The following is a 24,430-nucleotide window of genomic DNA, read 5'->3' as shown; positions in this document are numbered from 1 at the left end:
GCTAATTCACCATCTTTTGCTGGGTGGTATACCCCAAAAATATCAAGTTAAATTACCCACAATGTGTGTATATCCCTGACGATAATCACCAAATTGCAACCACTCTTTGGGTAAGTTACTTACAAGTCGCTTGCCTGTGGCGGGAGCATCAATCACCTTCAGTGGCTGATATTGTAATTTTTGGCACAAGAAATCAAGTACTTCTCGGCTACTAGCAGGACAAAAGTCGGTCGCTATGTAAATGGGCTTTGGCTCACTTTGCATTAAAATATGCCAAAGCACCATCACCAAATCGGTATCCATGATTCGATTGGTGTAATGTTGGCTTGGTACACCATCGCCATGTGCCGTCTTCGCTAGCCTTAGCATACGCCGTCTTGATACCCCATAGATGCCACTTGGTCGGACAATCACCGCCTTATCCCCAAAGGCTTTCACAATGACTTGCTCTGCATCATACAGCACCTTGGCAGTTGGTGTACTAGGCTGTGCAATCATCTGCTCATTAACCACTTCGCCTGCATTTTCACTATAAACTGCTGTTGATGATACGAATAAAATCTGACGAATCTGTGGCAACTCATCCGCCAAAGATGCCATATGCTGACAAATGGCAAGATAGCTGTCTTGATATGCCCGCACTTTATCCTTTTGTGTATCGGGCGAAACAATAATGGCGATGTGTGTGATATTGTGCAGTCGTTTGGCATCCAACTCTAAGGCGTTCATTTGCCAATGCGTGATGGGCAAATTGGCATGGCACTTGGCAGTGCGTGATAGCCCAACAACCTGACACCCTGTTTGGGCAAGCTGTCTGGTCAAAGATAATCCAATATCGCCCTGCCCAATGACAAGATAGCATTTTTGATGATAATTATTCATATCGCCCCATTTAAAAAACTCATCACATCGTTTATTTTAAGAACATTCAAATACTGCAGCCTTCTTTCATGGCCTAAAAATAACGCAGTATTTGAAATTTAACAGCATGGTTGTTTTGGCTATGGTTCTTTTGGATACTGGCAGTTGCTCTTAAAGCATGATAACGACTTAGGTCGTACTGTGCACCCAGTTTTAGCTCAGGCTGCACATAACTTGACCGCCCCGCATCGTCTTTGTGATACCAATACGGCACTTCAATCTCCCCTGTCATTCGCCATCTATCCGTCTGATGATAAATACAACCCGCACTAAACTTCAACCCCATGCGATAGCCCTGATTAACCTTGCCAATCTGTCCTCCTGTGCCACCTAGCACATAACATACCATATCTGCCATATCGCCCGTCTGAGCCTTGGGCTTACCAAGCGTCCAAGACCTGCCCTTTTGTAGGGCAATGTCTGCCACCAGATGCGTGTCGTTTTGTTCATCTGAAGCATCAACTGCCTGTTTTAATCCAAGCTGCATTCGTGTTGCCCACGCCTTTTTTTGACTTTGTCCGCCAAGATAAGCTTTAGCGGTATTGGCTGGGTTTAGACTGGTTGTTCTAAATATCGTCAGTTCATTGAGACGAATTTTGCCATCTTGATAGGCTAAGTCGATGGACGGTAGTATTACCTCGTGAAACTTACGCACACCAGCAGGGTTGTCCAGTGCGTCTTGATAAGCTGAGCGGATACTCACATGATAGCCCGTTTTATCTACATACCGCTCATCATAAGATACTGCCATACCTAAGCGATGCGTTGGACTGGCAGTAACAGGATTGTTGTTATTTGGTTGAATGGCAGTCATATCAAATGCATTGCTGTTGGTCATGATGGCTTGGTGTTTTGTGGCGTTTGATGGGTGGTAGGTGGTGTTTGTGATGATACCTTGCCTATCAAGTACTTGGACAGCCTGAGCAGGCGTAGTTACCATGCCAAACATGGACAGTAGCGATTTATCAGCACGCACCACATCAACAAGACGAGCAATCTCAGTAGCACAGTTATCATGGGTTAAATAATAAGAGCGTGCCAAATCTTTCACTTCCCAAAGATGACGCATGATTTGATCAACCTGAGATGGTGTTAAATCAAGACGATATTCCCACAAGTCTCTTTCGTCCTTAACCAGATAATCATCAGATTTTACACGATAAGGTAAAATCTCCATCACGCCTGCATAGCGACCTGTCAGCGGCTTAATCGCATTGGCAATCAAACCATCATCTGCACTACTTGCCACTGTATAATTCATGACAGTAGCACGCTCATCACCATCAATACGCATGAACGCATGTGCAAAAGCCGAAGCAATATTATTGCCATGCTCTTCGGCAAAGACAAACGACAACTGTCGCGCATCTATTTTATCCGCCCATGTACGAAATTCTTGACAGCCTGCATCAGATGCCACCACATTAACACCTAACTTGACCAATTCGGTCTTTAAAAAATGCGTTCGTGCAGGAAAACGACAAATTATCTTCTGGTCATTTACCGCTATTGCCGATAGCATGGCAATCAGTTCACTTTTTGGGTTTGTATGCCCATCATCCGACAAGAAAAATGTCTCTGTATCAATGCGGTTTTTATCTTTAGCGTATCCGCCATCACCAAGCATCAACAGCCGTCTCCACAGCACATGTTGGGACAGCTTATCAATTTGCACATCACTAAGTGCAAAAGGTAGTTGATTTTCCACACCAATCTTATCTTGTAGCGGTGCTGCCCGTGCTGTTGCCAATGAGCCTGCCATACCACAACCTGTCATCAACACCACCAATAAAATCCAACAAAAGCGTTTCGTATTCATGATAATTTTGCTACAATAATAGATATACCTTTAGTATACCATCATCATGACGCATTTCAGCATAAAAAATGGCGTATTAGAAGGGGCAAACTTCATGCCATCGCCCAATTTTAACACTCGCCCCACCATTGATGGCACGCCCACTATTGACGGTATCGTCATTCATAATATTAGCCTGCCACCATCCCAATTTGAACAAACCGACAAAAATGGCATACACTTTGTTGAAGCCTTTTTTCAAAATCAACTAAACCCAAATGATCATGAGTACTTTACCACCATCTATACGATGAAGGTCTCTGCCCATTTGTTCATTAAAAGAAACGGCAAAATCGTACAATTTGTTAATTTTGATGATCGGGCTTGGCACGCAGGAGAGTCGGTCTATCTAGGCAGGAGAAATTGCAACGATTTTACCATTGGCATTGAGCTTGAAGGAGATGATTTTTCGCCCTTTACTGATGCTCAATATACAGCACTGGCTCAGGTCATTCATGCCATTTACCAAGCCTACCCCAAGACAATGCGTCATCTAATGGGGCATAGCGATATCGCACCAACCCGAAAAAGCGATCCTGGCAAGTTTTTTGATTGGTCAAGAATCAGACAAATGATTGAAACACTATGCCTAAATAATAACGATAGTAAAATCAAAACAACCATCTAAGCTCAACCAAAATCCTTATCTTACCACCCCTTGCCACAGCTTTTTTATTACTGATAAAGCTCACAGTAGTCAGCTAAAAATTTACATAAACTTTTGCATACGAACTCTACAAAAATCCATTATAATATTCTTTTTTATTGTTAAGCTGTATTATGGCAAAATCTCGTCTTTTTCGCTCAACCATGGTGGTTAGTGCCATGACCATGCTCTCTCGCATCTTAGGTTTGTTGCGTGATGTTGTTTTGATGGGTGTATTTGGTGCCGGTGGGTTGATGGATGCCTTTTTGGTCGCCTTTAAAATCCCAAATTTTTTGCGTCGTTTATTTGCCGAAGGGGCTTTTAGCCAAGCCTTCGTCCCCATCTTATCCGAATACAAGGAAAAACGCACGCTCAACGAAGTTCAGATACTCATCAGCCGTGTCTCAGGCGTGCTAAGCGTTATACTGCTTACTTTAACTGTCATTATCATCGCCATCGCACCAGTTATCATTCATCTGTTCGCTCCTGGGTTTAAAGACAACCCCATCAAGTTTGTGGCAGCTACCGAACTATTAAGACTGACATTCCCCTATCTGCTATTTATTTCTATGACGGCATTTTTTGGCAGTATCTTGCAAAGCTATGGTCGTTTTGCTACTCCTGCTTTTGCACCTGTATTGCTTAATGTTTGCATGATTTTGGCAGCACTACTCTTTGCCCCAATGTTTGATACACCCATCATGGCATTAGGCTATGCAGTTGCCATCTCTGGGCTACTACAACTTTTGATTCAACTACCGCAGTTGTATCGCCAAAAGCTACTCATCGCCCCAAAAATAGAATTCAAGCACGAAGGCGTGGTACGCATTTTAAGACTAATGCTCCCTGCCATCTTTGGCGTATCCGTTACTCAAATCAACCTACTGCTAAATACTGTTTTTGCTTCGCTGATGATTGGCGGTTCGGTATCTTGGCTTTATGCTGCCGAACGCTTAAGCGAGCTACCGCTAGGACTAATTGGCGTTGCAATTGGCACAGTGATTTTGCCAAGTCTGTCCGCCAGTCGTGCCAAAGCCGATGATGACACCTTCAAAAAAACACTCGACTGGGCAGCAAGGCTGGTTGTTCTTGTGGGACTACCTGCTTCACTTGCCATGTTCATGTTGTCTGATGTGCTGATGAATGCCTTGTTTGTGCGTGGCGAATTCACCCAAAATGATGCTCTGATGAGCGGTTTTGCCCTAAAGTGCCTATCAGGTGGCATCTTAGGCTTTATGCTCATCAAGATTTTTGCCCCCGCCTTTTTTGCAGGGCAAGATACCAAGACCCCCGTTAAGATTGGCATCATCTCTGTATTTGCTAACATGATTTTTAGTGTACTATTCATTGGTATTTTTTATTTGATGAAGCTTCCACTACATGGTGGCTTAGCATTAGCAACCACCGCTGCCAGTTTTGTTAATGCAGGGCTTCTTTACTATTTCTTACATAAGCGAGACATCTTTCGCTTATGTAAGCATTGGCAAAAGATGGGTTTACAATTTGTTATATCAAGCCTTGCAATGGTGCTGGCATTATCCATGCTACTGCCCTATTATCCAACCGATGGCGGTACATTGATGCGAATCTTTACTCTTTTGGGCATCTGTGTGATGGGTGCATTGGTCTATGGCATAGCATTGCTTAGCACAGGCTTTCGCCCACGCCATCTCAAGCATCACTAATGGTTCGTACTTAGTGTGCTAATTCTACACAAAACAACTCATATCGTTACAGCTTAGTTACATATCATGTACAATAATGGGTTGTATATCATGTACAATAAATTGATATATCACCAACCCATTTAAAAAGGAAACAAATCATGATAAAACCAATCTCTCAGCCCATCGCTAAAGACTTCAATCCAAATCTAGACCTTGAACAAGTCCGTGCCGAGTGTCGCACTCTTGCCAAATCTCGTGCTAAAATCTCGGCAGGTGTCGCCATCATTCCTGTGCCATTCATAGATGTAGCGATTGATGTTGGCATGCTGTCCAAACTCTTGCCTGAAATCACCAAAAGATTCGAACTGCAAGAACCGACAGACCCAAACAGTAGCGTCAGCGAACAAGACCGCAAACAAAGCATTCAAAACCGTATCGTTGCCATTGGTGGTCTAGTGGCAACTCGTGGCGTGGTAAATAAGACCATTCAAGGGTTTGGTGGTCGTATCATTGGTAAGCAAGTTGCTAAATATGTACCACTTGGCGGTCAAATGGTCGCTGCCACCATTGGTTATATGATTTTCAAAAAAATCGCCTTTGAACATATTGATCATTGCTATCAAGTCGCCAAAGAAGCTCAGCTAAAGGCGAACTGATATGCATCAACACACTAAACCCATCAGCAATCTATTTGCTTATCTAAGTTTAGTTCACCAATGTCATCAAAGCGTCATTAAGCCAACATGGGTCATCATCTTGCTTAATGACGCTTGCTATTTGCAGTTTTCATCAATCATTTTTCTATTTTGGCATAATAAAATGACAGGTTTTGTTTGAGAAAATCTCATAAACAAGTTAAAATATAGCTCGTTTTATACATGCCCATACATTGTGCATTTTTGATAATAAACTTATTGCTACCTGTTAGCCATTTTTAGCCAAGGTACTCCCATGACTTTTGTTGTAACCGATAACTGCGTGCTGTGCAAATATACCGACTGTGTGGAAGTTTGCCCTGTGGACTGTTTTTATGAAGGTCCGAACTTTTTGGTCATCAATCCTGATGAGTGCATTGACTGTGCACTGTGTGAGCCAGAATGTCCTGCCAATGCCATTTTCTCCGAAGATGAAATCCCATCAGGTCAAGAAGAATATCTCGCCCTAAACGAAGAGTTATCACAAATTTGGACTAACATCACCGAGAAAAAAAACCCAATGCCAGAGCATGAAAAGTGGGACGGTGTTGCAGGTAAGATTCAATATCTTGAGCGTTAATTAGCAATATTGACGGTATATTCTTTAAAAAGCCCATTGTGATGGGCTTTTTTATACCCACTATCTTTACCCCCAGCCATTCATTATAAAAGATCATAAGTACCCATAACTACCAAAGTTTACATAGAACGGGTCTATACCAATACCCAATCAACACGAAACCTAGCCAAACAAAAAGACCTGCCACAATAGCAGGTCTTTTTTATTATACAATTACCAAATATCAGATTTAATTTTTGCTTTAAGCTCTGGGTAGTTATCCAGTTTAAACTCTGGCTCTGCTACGCCTGCCTTGATTTGCTTGGTATAATCTTTGACAAGCAAGAATACATATCTTGATAGCAGTAAAATGGCAATTAAGTTGATGAAAGCCATAATTCCCATGGTCAAATCACCCATGTCCCAAACAACTGCCACTTTTGTTACCGCTCCAAAATATACAAAGCCAAGCACCAACAAGCGGAACAGCGTCAATACCGCAGGGTTATTTTTCAAAAATTGCATATTTGACTCTGCATAAGCATAGTTACCAATGATGGTTGAGAATGCAAACATGAACAAAATTACCACTAAGAAATATTGACCCCAACTGCCCACATGGCTCTCAAGGGCCGCTTGGGTAAGCTGTACACCAGATAGATCGGCTGCGTTTTCTGGCATGGTCGCAAGTAAAATCACAAATGCCGTACAAGAACAGACAATCAGCGTATCAACAAATACACCGAGCATCTGAATAGTGCCTTGCTCCACAGGATGTTTAACACTCGCTGCCGCTGCCGCATTTGGGGCAGAGCCTTGACCTGCTTCGTTAGAATACAGACCACGCTTAATGCCCTGCATCATTGCCATTGACACCATAGAACCAAGCAGACCGCCACCTGCCGCCTCAAAAGCAAACGCCTTGCTAAAAATCAGCGTAATAACACCAGGCAGGTCGCCAATATTCATCAAGATGACATAAGCCGATACCAATAGATAGATTGTCGCCATCACAGGAACAATCACTTCAGCAATCTTTGATACTCGCTTAATACCACCAAAAATAATAGGGGCAGCCAATATCACCAATACCGCACCAATGATGTGCTTATAAATCTGCCAATCACTCTGACACGCATCATCTTGAGCAGTACAACCTACCGCCGATTGAATTGACAGCGTAATGGTATTTGATTGAATTGACTGATACACAAAGCCAAAGCACACAATCAAAGCCAAGGCAAACACAAGCCCAAGCCACTTTTGACCTAGTCCTTGCTCAATGTAGTAAGCAGGACCACCACGAAACCGTCCTGTTGCTTCATCTTTAATCTTAAACAACTGAGCCAGACTTGATTCTGCCAATGCTGAACACATACCAATCAAGGCAATCAGCCACATCCAAAAGACCGCCCCTGCACCACCGATACCGATGGCAAGTGCCACCCCTGCGATGTTACCCACACCAACACGGCTTGCCAAGCCTGTAGCAAAAGCCTGAAATGCAGAGATTCCCTGACGCTCATCATGACCTGTGCGACTACCCAACATGGTCTTAACACTGCGACCAAATAGGCGAAACTGTGCAAAACCTGACATCACGGTAAAAAACAAACCGGCTATAATCAGTAGCCACAGCAAGACATCCCAAAGCGGTGCACTAAACGCATTTACCACACAATGCAGACCTTCAACGAAAGTTGGCTGTGCAGTACAAGAAAATGGATTATCATACATGATTGACCCCATATTTTTATTTTTGTGAATTTATAACCATACTAAATCAATAGCACTAAGTACGAAAAAAGGCGACAACTCATCGTGGCTGCCGCCTGTTGCCATCAAATCACTTGATACATTAGCAATGGATAGATGTACTTATTATAAGGCTTTTGTTACAAATATGCAAACCTTTTGTAAATATCGTTATCCATCAAGCAACAATTGCGGTCAATTTTTAACCATCAATGAGCTTGCTCTGTCTTTGTTGCTTCTTTTAAACTTAAAAACCAATTCAGCAAGATGGCAGCGAAAGTTGCTGTACCAATACCACCCAAATTAAACTCGCCAATCATTAACCCAAAATCGCCTGTGCCCAAAATGATGGTGATGGCAGCAACCATGAGGTTTTTGTTATTTGCAAAGTTTACCTTATTATCAATCCAGATTTTTGCACCTGCAATGGCAATCAAACCAAATACCACGATGGAAGCACCTGTCAAAATCGGTGCAGGGATTGTCTGAATGAGTGCACCAAATTTTGGTGATAAGCCCAAGAAAATTGCAAACACCCCTGCAACCACAAAGATGATGGTTGAATATACACGAGTTACCGCCATCACTCCAATGTTCTCGCCATAGGTCGTCATGCCTGTACCACCCACACTGGCTGACAATGCGGTCGCTACACCATCTGCAACGAATGCCTTGCCCAAATGTGGCGTTAGGTTTTCACCTGTCATCGCACCAACCGCCTTGATGTGTCCTAAGTTCTCTGCAACCAAAATGAACGCAACAGGTGCAATGATGAGCATGGCATTCATATCAAATACAGGCGATGAGAAGCTCGGCATACCAAACCATGCCGCTTGAGCAATAACACTAAAATCAATCGGTGCACCAAACCCCAAACCGTTTGCTACGATGGCATAGATAATGTAGGCAAGCACCAAGCCAAGTAGTAGTAGCAGACGCTGCATGAATCCTCGTGCAAATACTGCAATCATGCCCATACAAAGCACAGTTACCAAAGTCATCCACAGTTCAAATGGTTTGCCAGCAACAGATGAGACCGTAACAGGAGCAAGATTTAGTCCAATAATCATCACCACCGCACCAGTAACCACAGGTGGCATCAGCTTCTCTATCCACTTGGTGCCTGTTGTCATCACCAAAAACCCAATCACCGCATACAAAATACCGCAAGCAATGATACCGCCCAATGCCACACCAAGATTAGGATTTGCACCAGAGCCAGTGGCGTGAGCAGTCGCTGCCGCCACTACCCCAATAAAGGCAAAAGACGAACCCAAATAGCTCGGCACACGCCCGCCTGTCATCAAAAAGAACAAAATCGTACAAACACCGCTCATCATGATGGCAAGATTGGCATCAAAGCCCATCAAAATCGGTGCTAAAACTGTCGCCCCAAACATCGCTAGCACATGCTGAATGCCGAGCATGGCAGTCTGCGTAACAGGCAGGTATTCATTCGTGGCGACAGGCGTAGTATCAAGATTGCCCGTATAAGGTCGGTATTTTGGAAAAAACGACATAATATTACCCTTATTTTATTGATTTTGGAGTAATAAAAAACCAATAACGATAAGGCTATTGGTTATTTTAAAAAAATAGATATTTTTCAATGACTTATTTAGCACCGTTACTAGGCGGTATGCTGATTGATTGCTAAAACAGTTTAGAACATTAAAAGTCATTATGGCGTACCGATTAAAAAAATCGCAAAATTATAACAAAATTTTACAAAAATTGCCATATTTTTTATCAATTTTAGCTGATGTTATCGACAATAAAAAAACCACAAGAGAGTAAAAGTATGTTATATTAACTCAGTGAATACCAAAACAAGGCTGCTAGACTTGGCAACAATCATATAATTGCAATCGCATAAAAATAAGAATTCATGACAAGAAGTCGGTATTTTACCCCAATGGATATTGCAACACAGCTCATCTATGACATCACCCGTTTAATGCCTATGGCTTAATAAAACCATAGCATTTACACCAAAGTTTGCATACAGCTAAGATAAGGTGCAAAACACCCCAAGGGAGAGAAGATGAAGCATAAAGATTTTTATCTCTATCAATTTACAGAAACTCTACTCAATACAAGCATCAGAACGATCGGACTTTTATTTGTTTGGCTCATGCTCACCACCTTTCATCAGTCTGAACATTTGGGCGTGTTTATTGGTATCTCTTGGGCGTGTCAGGTATTGGCGTTACTCTTATTTTCTTGTATATACCATCAATCGTCATTCACCATTCACAGCAAAAAGACCCTAATTGGCTTTTGTTTGATTTGCCTGCTGTCTTTTTTAGCATTGTCATTTGTGCAGCATTATTTTATTTTTGGCATGATTTTTATCATCAGTCCGATGATTAGTATTCTTTTAAATCCGCTGGGGACAAGCCTTACCAACGATTTGTATCTTGATGATAACAAATCGCACGCTTTTAAGGTGCGGGGCTTTGTCAATGCCATCAATACCATCTTATCCCCTGCCATCTCTGGGTTTGTCATTCATTATTTTAACGCCCAGACAATCATCTTATTTTGTATGATTTTCTCCTTAATAAGCAGTCTCTTATTTTATGGCATAAAAGACATCAAATTAAAACAAAGCCCAGAACACCCATCAAAAAACACTTTTAACATCCTGCTTAACAATCCCATCGAAAGACTGATGGTTTTGGTATCATCATTGACAAATTTTATCATCACGCCAATCATTGCTTATATCGTTCCCTATAAGATTGCCTACCAATTCAAATTACCTGCGTTTTATATTGGCATTGCCGAAAGTTTTTTGGTATCGGTATGATGGTTGGCAGTGCTTATTTGTTAAAAATAGTTAATCAATCACTTGGCAAGCAAAGGACTGTCGCATTCAGCATCTTATTGGTGGCGGTTGGGATTGTGCTGTCTGTGGTGGATAATTTTTATGGCTTTTGTATTGCACTTGCGATGATGGGTGTTGGCGTGGTCATGTTTAATATCAGCAGTATGCACATTCGCTGTACCGCTACCCCAAAGCATGTTCGCACCAGTTTTGAATTTGTCTTTTTGGCGTGTTGTATTGCGTTCATTCCTGTTGGGGTGGTATTGACGACTTGGGCGTTACGACACGATGTGTTGATTTATTTTTATGGTACAGTAGGCTTTATCATGCTGATATTGTCTTGGGTAGTCATTAAAAATACCACCATCGCTCACATCTATCAAATTGGCGATGAGAGATTGGATGGTCATTATGGCACGCTTTATCCCAAACTGTATTCATAAACACCGATTGCAGTATTTGGGGCAAGTTTGTCTTTATAAAGCCTGTTTTTTGGGGTATAATTAGTATTTCTCTTGATTTTAGAGCCAATAAAATGAGTCAGCCAACCAATCCAGCCACCGACTACAAGAACACCCTAAATCTTGCCGACACCCCATTTCCCATGCGTGCCGACCTTGCCAAAAGAGAGCCAAAATGGCTAGCCGAATGGGAAGCAGACAAACTTTACAAAAAAGTTCGTACCGCCAAAAAAGGCTTACCAAAATACATCTTACATGATGGCCCCCCTTATGCCAACGGTCAAATCCACTTAGGTCATGCCGTAAATAAAGTATTAAAAGACATCATCACCAAATCCAAAAATCTCTCAGGTTTTGATGCGGTATATGTGCCAGGCTGGGACTGTCATGGCTTGCCAATTGAACAAAAAGTAGAAGCCAAAGTTGGTAAAGTTGGTCAACAAGTTAATGCCACCGAATTTCGCAAGCATTGCCGAGACTATGCCAACAGCCAAATCCAGCTACAAATGGCAGACTTTAAGCGACTGGGCGTGCTAGGGGATTGGGACAACCCCTATTTGACGATGAATTTTGCCACCGAAGCAGGCATTGTGCGTGCTTTGGGCAAAATTTATGACAATGGGCATATTGTGCGAGGTTTAAAGCCTGTCAATTGGTGCTTGGACTGTGGCTCTGCCCTTGCTGAAGCCGAGGTGGAATATCAAGACAAACAATCAGACGCCATCTATGTTGCTTTTGATGTTTTAGGTCGTGAAAACTTAGCAGTAACCGCCGATTTATCAGGTACGCTGCAGGCTGTGATTTGGACAACAACCCCTTGGACTTTGCCTGCCAACCAAGCGATTGCTGTCCACAGCGAGCTTAAGTATGCGTTTTTGACAACTGGCGATAAAATCTATATCGTGGCAGATAGTCTAAAAGATGATTTTGCCAAATCCATAGGGATTGAGAATTATACTACCTTATTTAGCATCAAAGGCGAACAACTAACCGCCCTAAAAGCCCAACATCCGCTCATCTGTGACCGCCAAGTTCCGTTTATCATAGGTGAACATGTAACAGCTGATAGTGGTACAGGTCTGGTACATACCGCTCCTGCTCACGGCATGGACGACTATAATGTTGGGCGTGCCAATGACCTACCGACCGAAAACCCAGTCGGAGTGAATGGCGTTTATTTGCCAGAAGCCACAATTTTTGTCGGTGAGCATATCTATAAAGCGCAGCCAAAGATTATTGCAAGTCTAGAAGAAAGTGGGCATTTATTAAACCACAAAAAAATCACCCACAGCTATCCGCACTGCTGGCGACACAAAACACCGATTATCTTTCGTGCCACACCTCAGTGGTTTATCAGCATGGAGCAAGGCGGACTGCGTCAAAAAGCTCTAGAAGATATCAAGAAAGTCGTTTGGACACCTTCATGGGGGCAAAACCGCATTGAGGCCATGGTGGAGAGCCGTCCTGATTGGTGTATCTCTCGCCAACGCACTTGGGGAGTGCCGATTGCCTTTTTTATTCATAAGGATACGGGTAAGCTACACCCAAATACTAGCGAGCTGATCGAAAAAGTTGCCCAAGTGATTGAACAAGGTGGTATTGAAGCGTGGTTTGACGCAGATGCTCGTGAATTCTTAGGTGATGATGCCAATACCTATCAAAAAGTTACTGACACGCTAGATGTTTGGTTTGATTCTGGAACAACGCATTTTACTGTACTTGGTCAAGATGACAGCTTAACCAACCCTGCTGATATGTACCTAGAAGGTTCGGATCAACATCGTGGCTGGTTCCAGACCTCTTTGTTAACCTCTGAAGCCATTTATGGGCGAGCACCGTTTAAGCAGGTCTTGACACATGGTTTTGTGGTTGATGAAAAAGGCCATAAAATGAGTAAATCCGTGGGCAATATCATCGAACCACAAAAAGAAATCGATAAAACAGGGGCGGATATGCTCCGCCTATGGATTGCCTCTGCCGACTATCGCTACGAAATGAGTGCAGGACAAAAAGTCTTTGCAGGGGCGGTAGATAACTATCGCCGTATTCGCAATACCATGCGATTCTTATTGGCTAACACGAGCGACTTTAATGTGGCGACCGATGCTGTGGCGATTGACGATTTGGTCAGTGTTGATAAATTCATCTTACATCTTGCTAGTCAAACCCAACAAACCGTCATCAAGTCGTATGACGACATGGACTTTCACCAAGTGGTGCAAGCCATTTCCATGTTCTGTTCACAAAGCTTGGGTGGTTTTTATCTGGATATCATCAAAGACCGCACCTACACCACTCGTGCAGACGGTCAGCCAAGACGCTCGGCCCAAACCGCACTTTATCATATCGCACAAGCACTCATTCGCTGGATTGCACCAATTTTACCATTCACCTCCCAAGAAGCGTGGGAACTGGTTCGCACCAACAAAGATGATGACAAATATGTCTTTACTCAGCTGTGGTACGAGCTACCAACGCCCGCCATGCACGACATCACAGAAGATGACTGGCAAGCGATATTATCCACTAAAGATTTGGTTAATAAAGCCATCGAAGATGCTCGCACCGAGAAGCTAATCAGCTCAAACCTGACAGCTAAGGTTGCCATCAGTGCCGAAGAAAAAACCCATCAAGCCCTAGCAAAACTAGGCGATGAGGCACGCTTTGTCTTTATTACCAGTGATGCCACCATCTCTCAAGGGACAGAGTTGAATATCGCCATCACGCCTGCCGAAGGGCAAAAATGCACCCGCTGTTGGCACATTCGTACGGATGTTGGCACACACAAAGCACACCCTGAATTGTGTGGTCGCTGTATAACCAACATTGAAGGTGATGGAGAAGTGCGTCATTATGCCTAATATCACCCCATCCAATAACAACGCGATGAAATATTATCTCATCGCTCTTGTTGTACTCATGCTTGATCAAATCACTAAAATATACTTTAATAGTCGTTTTGAACTGTATGAGACAGTAGATGTCATACCGCCTCTACTAAATTGGACTTTAGCCTATAATCATGGTGCAGCATTTAGCTTTTTGGCTGACCAAGCAGGCTGGCAAAAATGGTTTTTTGCTGTTTTGGGATTAGCAGTAGCAGTATTTCTCACGGTTTATATACGGCAAGTTCCACGCATGGCTAAAGCATTATCGCTCGGCTTGGCATTGGTGCTAGGCGGTGCAATTGGCAATGTAGTTGACCGTTTTCTTTATGGCTATGTCATTGATTTTATTCATGTCCATTATGCTGATATTTGGCATTATCCGATTTTTAATATTGCCGATATTGGTATCTGTATAGGCATGGTATTGGTTGTTTATGATATGTTGTTTTTAGAAAAAAAACGGCAGCCCAAAACACTTTAGCGCCTTTATGATGCCAGCATTAAAAAGGGTGTGGTTTTTCGCCCTTTTTTATTATGCTTATAAAATTGATTTAGCACAGCCTTCTAACGCTCGTTGGATATTTTACTATCAATTACGCCTATGATAAACTAAGCAAATTTAATCAATATAGGCTAAGCAACCCATGAATCCAATTCTACCTAATGAAGAGATTCGTATCACCCACGGCAGTGTCGTCAGTCTGCATTTTGAAGTCAGCCTACCCAATGGCACAGTGATTGACTCAACCTTTGGGCGTCATGAGCCTGTCAGCCTAACTGTTGGCGATGAGAGTCTACTTTTAGGCTTTGAGCAGGTTCTCATCAATCTAAAAGCAGGCGATGTCAGAACCGCCCACCTACCACCAGAACAAGCCTTTGGCGTGTGGAACAGCGACAATGTACAAACTTTCCCTCGAGCCAAGTTTTCCTTATCTGAGCCGAATCCTGCAGTCGGAATGATGATGGAGTTTAATGATAAAGGCAAAAACTCGCTTGTTGGGGTGATTAGCAAGGTTGGCGACGATGAGGTTGAGGTTGATTTTAACCATCCATTAGCAGGGCAAGAGGTGCTGTTTAAGGTGCAAATTTTTAAGGTAACGCCAAAAGGCGAAAGCAGTCTAAAATTTGTCTAATCAATCATCACTGAACTCTTAGGCGGTCTAGTCATCAAAAAAAACAACAAAAACAATCATTTGTTTTTGTTGTTTATCATCCTTAGTTGGATTTTAATACCCTTTTATGTAATTCCGCCAATCCCATCTCCATCACCTGTTGTAACTCAGCAGTTAGCTCATTTCTCTTTTTATTCTCTGGAAATATTGGATCTAGCGGTAATACATAAGCAGTAATACCACTACTGTCAGCAACTCTCTTTAAGCTTTGTGCCATCGTACGCTTACCATAATAAGCAGCATCATCCGACAACTTGCCATCTTGATCCACATAAGCAATAACCATCGGTCGGATGGGCAATCCTGTCTGTATGCTAGCCTCCAATAGCTTACCATGAATTTTTTTGATTTGTTTGCCATCTGTGGTTGTTGCCTCAGGAAAGAACACCACTGATGAACCACCACGCAAAAAGTCAGCAATCTGTTCACTCACACTGGCAGAATCCCCAGACCCACGCTTAATAAATAGTGTACCGCCTGCCTTAGCGAGACGACCAAAAATAAACCACTCACCAATCTCCGCCTTCGATAAGAAAAACACAGGAGCAACACTACCTACCACAGGGATATCAAGCCATGAGACATGATTGCAAACCCATAGCCCTTGCATCTGCGGAACACGCTCAACCTGCACCACCTGCACACCGAATGAATTTGCCATCTTTTTGCAAAAGGTTTGAATGTACTTAGGCAGGACATCTCTAGGTGGCACCTCGCCAAATGCACCGATACGCTTAGCAGCTCGGTATCCACCAACAAGTGTCAGCCCCATGCCTGTGATTTTTTTTCCACGATTAAATTGAGTTTTTAAAAAACCTGCCATAATAATACTTCTTACCAATTGATTTTAGAAAATAAAAATAATCATGCTATAAGACTTTTGGTAAAATTGCAAGCATTTTTAGTGAACGAGTGTTTAAATTTAAAAAGATTATTGGTAGAACAGATTGACAGGCAATAAAAAACAGCGTCATAACGACACTGTTTTTTATTGCCATGGTTAAGCAGTAGGTAATGGTGGCGGTAGCTCATCAAATGGCGATTTTGGTGCACCCACAGTAATGTCCAGCACTTCATGCTGATATTCTTTTGGTTCACGAGGTTCTTCGCCATTCATGATTTGCAAAAACTGCTCACGATCGATGGTTTCCCACTTCATGAGTGCATCCACCATGGCGTGCATCTTGTCATGATTATCATCAATGAGCTTGTATGCCACATTATATTGTTCTTCTAAGATACGGCGAATCTCATCATCAACTTTTTGTTGTGTCGCCTCTGAGATGGTGCGAGTTGAACCACCGATATAACCACCATGCTCTTCAGCCTCATAGACCATGATGCCCAGATTATCACTCATGCCATATTTAGCAACCATCGCACGAGCCATTTTGGTAGCACGCTCAAAGTCATTACTCGCCCCTGTAGACTTGCGATTCACAAAAATCTCTTCAGCGATACGACCTCCAAACAAGATGGAAAGCTCGTTTAGCATCTTATCTTTATAGTTGCTAACAGCATCTTGTTCTGGCAACTGCCATGTTACGCCCAATGCCCAGCCTCGTGGCATGATAGTAACTTTATGCACAGGGTCAGTACCTGGTAACAGCTGAGCAACCAAGGCATGACCTGCTTCATGATAAGCTGTGGCACGGCGTTCATCTTCACGCAACACCATAGATTTTCTTTCTGGTCCCATGTAGAGCTTGTCTTTGGCATCCTCAAAGTCGTTCATGTCCACATGCGACTTATTGCGACGAGCGGCAAATAAAGCAGCTTCGTTAACAAGGTTGGCAAGCTGAGCTCCACTAAATCCTGGTGTACCACGAGCAAGTGCATTCACATCGACACCAATGGTCTGTGGTAGTTTTTTTAGATGCACATTTAAAATCTGCTCACGACCTTTAATGTCAGGCAACCCAACAGATACTTGGCGGTCAAAACGACCTGGTCGCAATAAGGCTTTATCCAACACATCAACACGGTTAGTCGCTGCAATAACAATAACACCATCATTACCCTCAAAACCGTCCATTTCAACAAGCAACTGGTTAAGAGTCTGTTCACGCTCATCGTGACCGCCACCCATGCCAGAGCCACGATGACGACCAACTGCATCAATCTCATCAATAAAGATGATACAAGGGGCATTTTTCTTGGCTTGCTCAAACATATCACGCACACGGCTAGCACCCACACCAACGAACATCTCCACGAAGTCAGAACCCGAGATTGAAAAAAACGGCACTTTTGCTTCGCCTGCGATGGCTTTGGCAAGCAAGGTTTTACCTGTACCAGGCGGACCTACCATCAGTACGCCTCGTGGAATGGTTGCACCAAGCTTGGTGAATTTGTCAGGGTCTCTTAAAAAGTCAACAATCTCCACAACTTCTTGTTTGGATTCTTCACAGCCTGCCACATCGGCAAAGGTAACTTTAATTTGATCTTCAGACAGCATTTTAGCCTTAGATTTACCAAAGCTCATAGGGTTTCGCCCACCCATGCCGCCGCCTGCACTACCACCACCCATGCCACGCATAAATAGCCACAGCAAACCAATAATCAAGAGAATGGGAAAGGCGGCAATCAATAGCTGAGAGCCTAGACCTTGACGCTCGGGCAAAGTTCCTTGCACCTCCACATTATGCTCACGCAACAGTGGCATTAACTCATCATCACTGATGGGGGGACGCACTGTCTCAAATTCCGAGCCATTAACTTTGGTGCCCGTAATCTCTTCGCCATCAATCTTCACTTCCTTGATTTCGCCTTTGGCAACGGCCGTTACAAATGATGAATAATTCAACTGGTCAGCATCGGCATTGGTACGGTCTAGATTGCTAAAAATCGCAACCACCACGCCAATAATAACCAGCCACAATAAAGTGCTTTTTACCATGTCGCTCACTAATTTTCCTATATTACTTAGCGTTATTCGCTGATTTTTAGGGGCTTGCCCTGTTTTGCACCATGTGCAGTTTTAGTTAATATGCGGATTGTCTTTAAAAATTCAAGCCAGATTATCTATTTAATCGCCACCCAGAACATTTCTTTTGATCGTGGTCGGCTAGCAGCAGGCTTAATACTTTTAATTTTACTGAACTTTTTTTGCATTTGGGCACGAAGCTCAGGCGAACCTTCACCCTGAAAAACTTTCATGATAAGTGCACCGCCTTCTGGTAGCACCTTTAAAGCAAAATCCACCGCCAGCTCACACAGATACATCATGCGTGGCATGTCCACTGCCGACATACCTGAAGTGTTTGGTGCCATATCAGAGAGTACCACATTGACGCTTCGCCCATCAACCTCAGCCATGATTTTATCAAAAACTTCCTGTTCACGAAAATCACCTTGAATAAAGGTAACATTCTCCAAAGTATCCATCGGTAAAATATCAGAAGCAATCAGCACACCCTCATCACCCACAAGCTGACCTGCTACTTGCGACCACGAGCCAGGGGCAGAACCCAAGTCCACCACCGTCATGCCTTTTTTAATAAGACCTGTCTTTTCGTTAATCTCAAGCAATTTATAAGCCGCTCTAGCACGATAGCCATCTTTTTGGGCTTTTTGCACATAAAAATCATCAATATGCTCTTTCATCCAAGCACGACTAGATTTTGAAAATTTCTTATTGGTGATGCGAGTTGCCATGATGCCTTAATAATCCGTAACAACGACGGTAGCGTTCAACAATCACCGTCATGTCTATGATAAATTTTACTAAATAAATTCAATAACGCTCTAGTTTACCATTTTCTCAGATAATTTGGGATAATTTCTGCTATAATGTTCATAAAATTCGCAAATTTTTCACTTTGGAAATATTTATGAGCAACAAAAAAGCACAAAAACAAGACCTAAAAGAGTTGCGTGGCATCGGTCATCGCCTAAATCCTGTTGTCATCGTTGGTAGCGATGGTCTTAGCCCTGCTGTTATTGAAGAAGTTGGGCGTGCCTTGCATGACCACGAACTCATCAAAATCAAAATTCCTGCAGGCTCTTCTGACGCAAGAAAAGAGTGTGCAAATACACTGGCAGAAGCAACCGAGAGTGAAGTCATTCATCACATTGGACGCATGGTACTGTTACTTCGCAAAAACCCAGAACCCAATCCTAAGCTGTCTAACTTAGCAAGATTTGGATACTAATCATCAAAAAGTCGTTTGTATAAGCGACTTTTTATTTAAGCAATTCCATCTTAGTCATTTAGAAAAATCATGACCATACATTCACATCACCTGTTTTTTCATCGGTTGGCTATACCATCCACGACAAAACGCTTTATACTCACACCCACTACAGATGACGCCCCAAAAATACAAGTCATCGTCAGCACCCAAAAAGACACCCTACAATTAAGCTATTATATTGAGCAATGCGACTGGTTAGATGTATCCTACCACCCTACTGACAAACTAGAACGCCAAGATTTTTTATGGGAAGAGCATTGCCTAGAATGCTTTTTTGATTTGCAAGGCGGTGATGGCAAATCTTACTTTGAGCTGAATTTTTCGCCAAATGGTGCATTTAATCTGTATCGCTTTGATGATTATCGCTCACCAAGCACGCTACCGCCCATGCGAGCAGATGGCTCTGTAACAGTCAATAAAAACGAACATATTTATCAAAATCAAATCACAATTAATGTCTATCACTTAGGCGTTACACTCGATGGCATTAAGCAGATGAACATCAACAACATCAATACTACCGCCACCTTATATCATAATGGCACACCCATTTTTTATGCTTCTTGCCATGCAAGCCCACCCGACTTTCACAACAAGGCATTTTGGCAAACTCTAGTTCAAGACTAACTCAAAACTCCACCCCCATCAGACACCCTGTGCAAATAAATCTCTTTGAGTGCCAAAAAAACCGACCTTATTGGTCGGTTCTATATCAGTTCATCGTTTATTGTTCATTTAAAGCCAACATAATGCCTGTGTCTGCCGATGCATCCGCATGACGCATATCACGCCACACGGTATAGCCATTATGTGCACTATATGGGCTGAATTTTGGTTGGCGATAGTCAGAAACCCATTGATTGCCATCATAAATCTGAATATGACCGTGTGGGTTACGAGCAGTGCGGTTAAATACAACCACATCACCAATCTGCGGTTGATAATTATCATTGCTGATTTTGGTAAATCCTGCACTTGCTAATGTGCCATTTGCATACTGATACGCTGATGGGTTTGGAGTAAACTCATAACCTGCTGATTGCAAGGCCTTTCTAACATACAAAGCACAGCGACCCATACTCTTACCATGTGCCACTCTTGAAGCAGCCTTAGCAGCAATACTTGGTGCACTATTTGCAGTGAGCGGAGCAGGTTTGGCTAAAGACTGGTAATTACCACTAAGATTTGATGCGTTTGAATATTGGTTGGTGTATGATGTTGGTGTCGCTGACTGTCTAGCAATCAACTGGTTGATGGTATCATCAATATTTACCACATCAACATTCGTATAGCCCACTTGATCTACTTGGATGCTATTTGACTGGGCAATACTAGATTGTCCAAAAGTCAGCCCAACTGCTGACATCAACCAAAATACTCTTTTCATAGATATAGTCCTTGCACGCCCAAAACATACTTGGCTTAGCCCCTTTGTTTGGTCGGCCTTAATTGGGTTTTGATTAAAAGCTTGTGAACAGCGATACACATCCGAATGCACCAAGATTACCTAACACAATACACATACAACAAAAAACAACACAGCTTAACAGTCTTTTAAAAAGCCATACAATTTTGTTGGTAATCTACTCGTAAGGCATGATACACTTGCTCTGTTGGACACCATGTCCATGGTTTTTTGGCATTATAATAGGTAAGAGTATGTCCGATTTAACAAAACCAAAGCATATTGATGATTTGTTGGTCAAAAATAACACCCCAAACCACTTAGCAAGCACGCTTGAAAAACAAGCCGCCGCTGGTGCAAGCATTCCCAAACACCTTGCAGAGCAGATAGAACAACGGCACTCTTATGGTATTTTGGTAAAAAATGCTTTACAAGCACTGTTTCCAAGTGAGCTACTTAACGACTGCATCATTGCTCATGTAGACAAGCATCGCCTTACAATAGCTCTACCTTCAACAACCGCTGCCAATCATATGCGCTATCTTACCGATAGTTGTGTTCAAGCTTTGCGTGCATATGATAAACGGTTTTGTTTTTTAGAAGAGCTTAGCGTCATAGTAACGCCAAAAACTCAATCATCAGACTCTCGCCAATTCAGTTCCAAAAAAACCTTAAGCGAAAACACGAAGCGTATTATAAACCAAACCGCAACGACTGTCATCACCCATGAAGGGTTAAAGCAAGCACTATTGCGTCTGAGTAATGACTAATCAGTGAACGACTGTTTATTGTCATAGTTTTGTGAATAGATGGGTAAATATTGCCTAGTTTTGTAAAGTTATGTAATCAAAAAAACCAAAATCAGACCATCATGCCAACATCAATCAATGATTCGTATTCTACGATAACTGATGGCTCGCCATTGTTAAAGCCTAGAATCACAAAGGCTTATCAAAAGAAAAACCGCCTGATGCTACAATTTGGCGGTTTTTCCTTGATTGTAATAACCAGCTTGATAATGCAGTTGGCAAAACCCATCCAATCTTACTATTTAATTGCACAAAACTTACTTATTATTGGTTATTTAGCAAATTTGACTTAATTTTTGATAGAAAAAACAGGCTCTAAATATTCAATGGGTGCGTTTTCTTTGTTACAAAAACTTACAATTTCATAGCAACTTGGGTCAGCAAGCACGGCACGAATTAGCATATTATTCACCGCATGGCCTGATTTATAAGCAGAAAAATGTGCCAAAATCGGATACCCGATAACAAATAAATCACCCACTGCATCAAGCATCTTGTGACGGACAAATTCGTCAGGATAACGGAGACCTTCTTTATTTAAAATCGAAGTGTCATCAAGCACCACTGCATTATCCAAACTACCGCCTAGGGCTAGATTTCTGGCTCTTAGGTACTCCAAATCCTTTAAAAATCCAAAAGTACGTGCCCTGCCGATTTCTTGGGCAAAATTGGCAGTATTAAAGTCTAGACTAATTTTTTGGTTGGTAGCTTTGATGGCTTTATGATCAAAATCAATCTCAAAATCCATCAAAAACCCCTTATCATAAGGCTCAAACTGTGCCCATTTATCACCATCAGTAACACGCACGGACTTTACAATCTTTAAGAACTGCTTGGGGGCGTCTTGCTCTTGAATGCCGGCCTGATGAATCAGATGCAAAAACGGTGCTGCAGAGCCATCCATGATAGGCATTTCGGGAGCATCAACCTTGATGACAAGATTGTCAAGACCGCACGCCGCCACTGCCGATAGCAAATGCTCAATCGTACCGACACGAGCCTCGCCACAAACCAGATTGGACGACATCATGGTGTCTTGTACCAAACTGGCACTCATCGGAATATGTGCATTATTCAAATCCATGCGTTCAAAGACAATACCCGCACCAGCTTCGGCAGGCGATAAGGTCAGCACCACCTGCTTTCCACTATGAAGTCCGATGCCAGTCGCTGTAATCTCTTGAGCGATGGTGCGTTCATAAATCATGGCTATTCCAAATGTTACAAAATATTTAACAAATAGTTTATCACTTCATCACAACTTTGTCATCCACTGACAAATCAAATCCGCAAAATTTCATCTTTAATTGCTTGACTACATTTAGTTTACTTAATAAAAGAATCACCACTTACAACAAATATAAAGAAGAACCCCTGCAACCATTACGGTTACAGGGGTTTAAATATGGTAGGCGTAAACGGACTCGAACCATCGACCCCCACCATGTCAAGGTGGTGCTCTAACCAACTGAGCTATACGCCTAAAAAGTGTTGATTATTTTATCAATTTTTGAAAATTTTGCAAGCACTTTTTTACTTTTTATTCACGATACAGATTAACAGGGGTCTTATAGGGCTTGTTAGGCAGTTCCTGAACTAGCTTTGGCACCAAATATCCTGACAATCGCTCAAGCATCTGCCAATAAATCTCCACCACTCGAGCAATAGGCACATCAAAATGAGCCGCCCCCTGCACCTTATCCAGTACATGCAGATAATACGGCAACACCCCTACCCCAAACAACGCATGACTCAGTTTGCATAGCGTATCTACATCATCATTCACACTTTTTAATAGCACAGTTTGATTCAATAGCGTAATACCCGCTTGTTTTAAGGCTTGGCATTTATCCTGCAAAACCGTATCTATTTCATTGGCATGATTGATGTGCAACACCATGACAATGTTCTTAGGCGAATTTTTTAATAAGGTTAGTAACGCATCATCAACACGGCTTGGCAACACTACTGGCAGACGAGTATGAATGCGAATGGTTTTGATATTGGGCAGAGCATTTATCATCTCAAACCATAATGCCAAACGGCGATGACTTAGACTTAATGGATCCCCACCACTAAAAATCACTTCATCAATGTCATCGCAAGCGGCAATATAACTCCCAATTTCTCCCATTTGAGCAGCTGTTGGCATATTCGCCTGATAATCAAAATGCTGGCGAAAGCAATAACGACAATGCACCGCACACGCCCCTGTGGTCGTAATCAACACACGGCTTTTATATTTGTGCAACAACCCCTTAATGGGATTATGTTCATGTTCAAGCAAAGGGTCGTTGCTGTATCCTGCCATCGCTATTGTCTCTTGCGTATCTGGCAATACTTGCAAGAGCAAAGGGTCGTTTAAATCACCTTGCTTCATCTTACGAACAAAAGCTCTTGGTACTTTTAGCCCAAATGACTTAGGGGTGTGTATTTTAGTACAATCAAGACCCAAAATCTCATACAGCTCATGGACGCTACTGACCGCTTGACCAAGCTCCTCTTGCCAAGTAGTACTTTTTAATTCATCAACCACTGGTATGGCGGAATTTTTCATAAAATCGTTCA

At 42.5% G+C, this 24,430-nt stretch carries 22 protein-coding genes and 1 tRNA gene; 12 read left to right on the top strand and 11 right to left on the bottom strand.

What is annotated here, in order from left to right; genetic code table 11:
- Positions 1-42 precede the first annotated feature (42 nt).
- Both L3D27_RS02245 and L3D27_RS02240 read right to left on the bottom strand, forming a co-directional pair.
- Positions 43-882, bottom strand: coding sequence for an NAD-dependent epimerase/dehydratase family protein (locus tag L3D27_RS02245; protein ID WP_284674053.1), 840 nt, complete (start codon positions 880-882; stop codon positions 43-45).
- A 73-nt stretch (positions 883-955) separates the two neighbouring features.
- Positions 956-2,740 carry an Lnb N-terminal periplasmic domain-containing protein gene (locus tag L3D27_RS02240; protein ID WP_284674052.1) on the bottom strand — a complete coding sequence of 595 codons (1,785 nt, stop codon included), beginning with the start codon at positions 2,738-2,740 and terminating at the stop codon, positions 956-958.
- 43 nt (positions 2,741-2,783) lie between these two features.
- Between L3D27_RS02240 and ampD the strand changes: the two genes are divergently transcribed.
- From ampD to fdxA, 4 genes are all read left to right on the top strand, one after another.
- Positions 2,784-3,407, top strand: a complete 624-nt coding sequence (gene ampD, locus L3D27_RS02235) for a 1,6-anhydro-N-acetylmuramyl-L-alanine amidase AmpD (protein ID WP_284674555.1) — start codon at positions 2,784-2,786, stop codon at positions 3,405-3,407.
- 152 nt (positions 3,408-3,559) lie between these two features.
- A complete protein-coding gene (gene murJ, locus L3D27_RS02230) occupies positions 3,560-5,110 on the top strand; it encodes a murein biosynthesis integral membrane protein MurJ (RefSeq protein WP_284674051.1) in 1,551 nt (516 codons plus the stop codon).
- A 140-nt stretch (positions 5,111-5,250) separates the two neighbouring features.
- Positions 5,251-5,748: a hypothetical protein gene (locus tag L3D27_RS02225; RefSeq protein WP_284674050.1), complete on the top strand. Its 498-nt coding sequence runs from the start codon at positions 5,251-5,253 to the stop codon at positions 5,746-5,748.
- Positions 5,749-6,043: 295 nt separating this feature from the next.
- Positions 6,044-6,367 (top strand): ferredoxin FdxA, encoded by a 324-nt coding sequence (gene fdxA, locus L3D27_RS02220; protein ID WP_284674049.1) that lies wholly within the window; start codon positions 6,044-6,046, stop codon positions 6,365-6,367.
- A 213-nt stretch (positions 6,368-6,580) separates the two neighbouring features.
- Here fdxA and L3D27_RS02215 read toward each other — a convergent pair whose 3' ends face one another.
- Both L3D27_RS02215 and L3D27_RS02210 read right to left on the bottom strand, forming a co-directional pair.
- A complete protein-coding gene (locus L3D27_RS02215; protein WP_284674048.1) occupies positions 6,581-8,083 on the bottom strand; it encodes an alanine/glycine:cation symporter family protein in 1,503 nt (500 codons plus the stop codon).
- A 227-nt stretch (positions 8,084-8,310) separates the two neighbouring features.
- Complete coding sequence (locus L3D27_RS02210; RefSeq protein WP_432481853.1) at positions 8,311-9,624, bottom strand: solute carrier family 23 protein; 1,314 nt, start codon at positions 9,622-9,624, stop codon at positions 8,311-8,313.
- Between the two features lie 521 nt (positions 9,625-10,145).
- On the opposite strand from L3D27_RS02210, the gene L3D27_RS02205 reads away from it, so the two are divergent.
- The 5 genes from L3D27_RS02205 (at position 10,146) to L3D27_RS02185 (ending at position 15,413) form a co-directional block, all read left to right on the top strand.
- Positions 10,146-10,913 (top strand): MFS transporter, encoded by a 768-nt coding sequence (locus L3D27_RS02205; protein ID WP_432481431.1) that lies wholly within the window; start codon positions 10,146-10,148, stop codon positions 10,911-10,913.
- A complete protein-coding gene (locus L3D27_RS02200) occupies positions 10,910-11,374 on the top strand; it encodes a hypothetical protein (protein ID WP_284674046.1) in 465 nt (154 codons plus the stop codon). The genes L3D27_RS02205 and L3D27_RS02200 overlap by 4 nt, the downstream gene beginning before the upstream one ends.
- A gap of 92 nt (positions 11,375-11,466) precedes the next feature.
- Positions 11,467-14,253, top strand: coding sequence for an isoleucine--tRNA ligase (gene ileS, locus L3D27_RS02195; protein ID WP_432481430.1), 2,787 nt, complete (start codon positions 11,467-11,469; stop codon positions 14,251-14,253).
- Positions 14,246-14,761 carry a signal peptidase II gene (lspA, locus tag L3D27_RS02190; protein ID WP_373628078.1) on the top strand — a complete coding sequence of 172 codons (516 nt, stop codon included), beginning with the start codon at positions 14,246-14,248 and terminating at the stop codon, positions 14,759-14,761. Before ileS ends, lspA begins: the two co-directional genes overlap by 8 nt.
- Before the next feature lie 163 nt (positions 14,762-14,924).
- The gene (locus tag L3D27_RS02185; RefSeq protein WP_432481429.1) at positions 14,925-15,413 is read left to right on the top strand and encodes an FKBP-type peptidyl-prolyl cis-trans isomerase; all 489 of its coding nucleotides are present in this window, start codon (positions 14,925-14,927) and stop codon (positions 15,411-15,413) included.
- Positions 15,414-15,495: 82 nt separating this feature from the next.
- Here the strand turns inward: L3D27_RS02185 and L3D27_RS02180 are convergent, their stop codons facing one another.
- From L3D27_RS02180 to L3D27_RS02170, 3 genes are all read right to left on the bottom strand, one after another.
- A complete protein-coding gene (locus L3D27_RS02180; protein ID WP_284674042.1) occupies positions 15,496-16,275 on the bottom strand; it encodes a lysophospholipid acyltransferase family protein in 780 nt (259 codons plus the stop codon).
- A gap of 177 nt (positions 16,276-16,452) precedes the next feature.
- Positions 16,453-18,351 (bottom strand): ATP-dependent zinc metalloprotease FtsH, encoded by a 1,899-nt coding sequence (gene ftsH / locus L3D27_RS02175; protein ID WP_284674553.1) that lies wholly within the window; start codon positions 18,349-18,351, stop codon positions 16,453-16,455.
- Between the two features lie 125 nt (positions 18,352-18,476).
- Positions 18,477-19,109 carry an RlmE family RNA methyltransferase gene (locus L3D27_RS02170; protein ID WP_284674041.1) on the bottom strand — a complete coding sequence of 211 codons (633 nt, stop codon included), beginning with the start codon at positions 19,107-19,109 and terminating at the stop codon, positions 18,477-18,479.
- Between the two features lie 176 nt (positions 19,110-19,285).
- Between L3D27_RS02170 and L3D27_RS02165 the strand changes: the two genes are divergently transcribed.
- Together L3D27_RS02165 and L3D27_RS02160 are read left to right on the top strand one after the other, a co-directional pair.
- Complete coding sequence (locus L3D27_RS02165) at positions 19,286-19,606, top strand: YhbY family RNA-binding protein (protein WP_284674040.1); 321 nt, start codon at positions 19,286-19,288, stop codon at positions 19,604-19,606.
- A gap of 69 nt (positions 19,607-19,675) precedes the next feature.
- A complete protein-coding gene (locus tag L3D27_RS02160) occupies positions 19,676-20,275 on the top strand; it encodes a hypothetical protein (RefSeq protein WP_432481428.1) in 600 nt (199 codons plus the stop codon).
- A 97-nt stretch (positions 20,276-20,372) separates the two neighbouring features.
- On the opposite strand, the gene L3D27_RS02155 is transcribed toward L3D27_RS02160, so the two are convergent.
- Entirely contained in the window at positions 20,373-21,035 is a 663-nt protein-coding gene (locus tag L3D27_RS02155) for a CHAP domain-containing protein (protein WP_432481427.1), read from the bottom strand.
- A 272-nt stretch (positions 21,036-21,307) separates the two neighbouring features.
- Here L3D27_RS02155 and L3D27_RS02150 point away from each other — a divergent pair, with 272 nt between their 5' ends.
- A complete protein-coding gene (locus L3D27_RS02150; protein ID WP_373628070.1) occupies positions 21,308-21,823 on the top strand; it encodes a hypothetical protein in 516 nt (171 codons plus the stop codon).
- 328 nt (positions 21,824-22,151) lie between these two features.
- Here the strand turns inward: L3D27_RS02150 and lpxC are convergent, their stop codons facing one another.
- The 3 genes from lpxC to epmB all read right to left on the bottom strand — a co-directional run bounded on the left by lpxC (position 22,152) and on the right by epmB (position 24,419).
- The gene (lpxC, locus tag L3D27_RS02145; RefSeq protein WP_284674035.1) at positions 22,152-23,069 is read right to left on the bottom strand and encodes a UDP-3-O-acyl-N-acetylglucosamine deacetylase; all 918 of its coding nucleotides are present in this window, start codon (positions 23,067-23,069) and stop codon (positions 22,152-22,154) included.
- Positions 23,070-23,268: 199 nt separating this feature from the next.
- A tRNA-Val gene (locus L3D27_RS02140) sits at positions 23,269-23,345 on the bottom strand.
- A gap of 57 nt (positions 23,346-23,402) precedes the next feature.
- Positions 23,403-24,419 carry an EF-P beta-lysylation protein EpmB gene (gene epmB / locus L3D27_RS02135; protein ID WP_432481425.1) on the bottom strand — a complete coding sequence of 339 codons (1,017 nt, stop codon included), beginning with the start codon at positions 24,417-24,419 and terminating at the stop codon, positions 23,403-23,405.
- Positions 24,420-24,430: the final 11 nt, after the last annotated feature.

Origin of the sequence: Moraxella sp. ZY200743 (assembly GCF_050885545.1) — a bacterium.
GTDB classification, from domain to species: domain Bacteria; phylum Pseudomonadota; class Gammaproteobacteria; order Pseudomonadales; family Moraxellaceae; genus Moraxella; species Moraxella haemolytica.
Note: the sequence above shows the minus strand (reverse complement) of the source record. Positions and strands in the feature narration are given on the sequence as shown.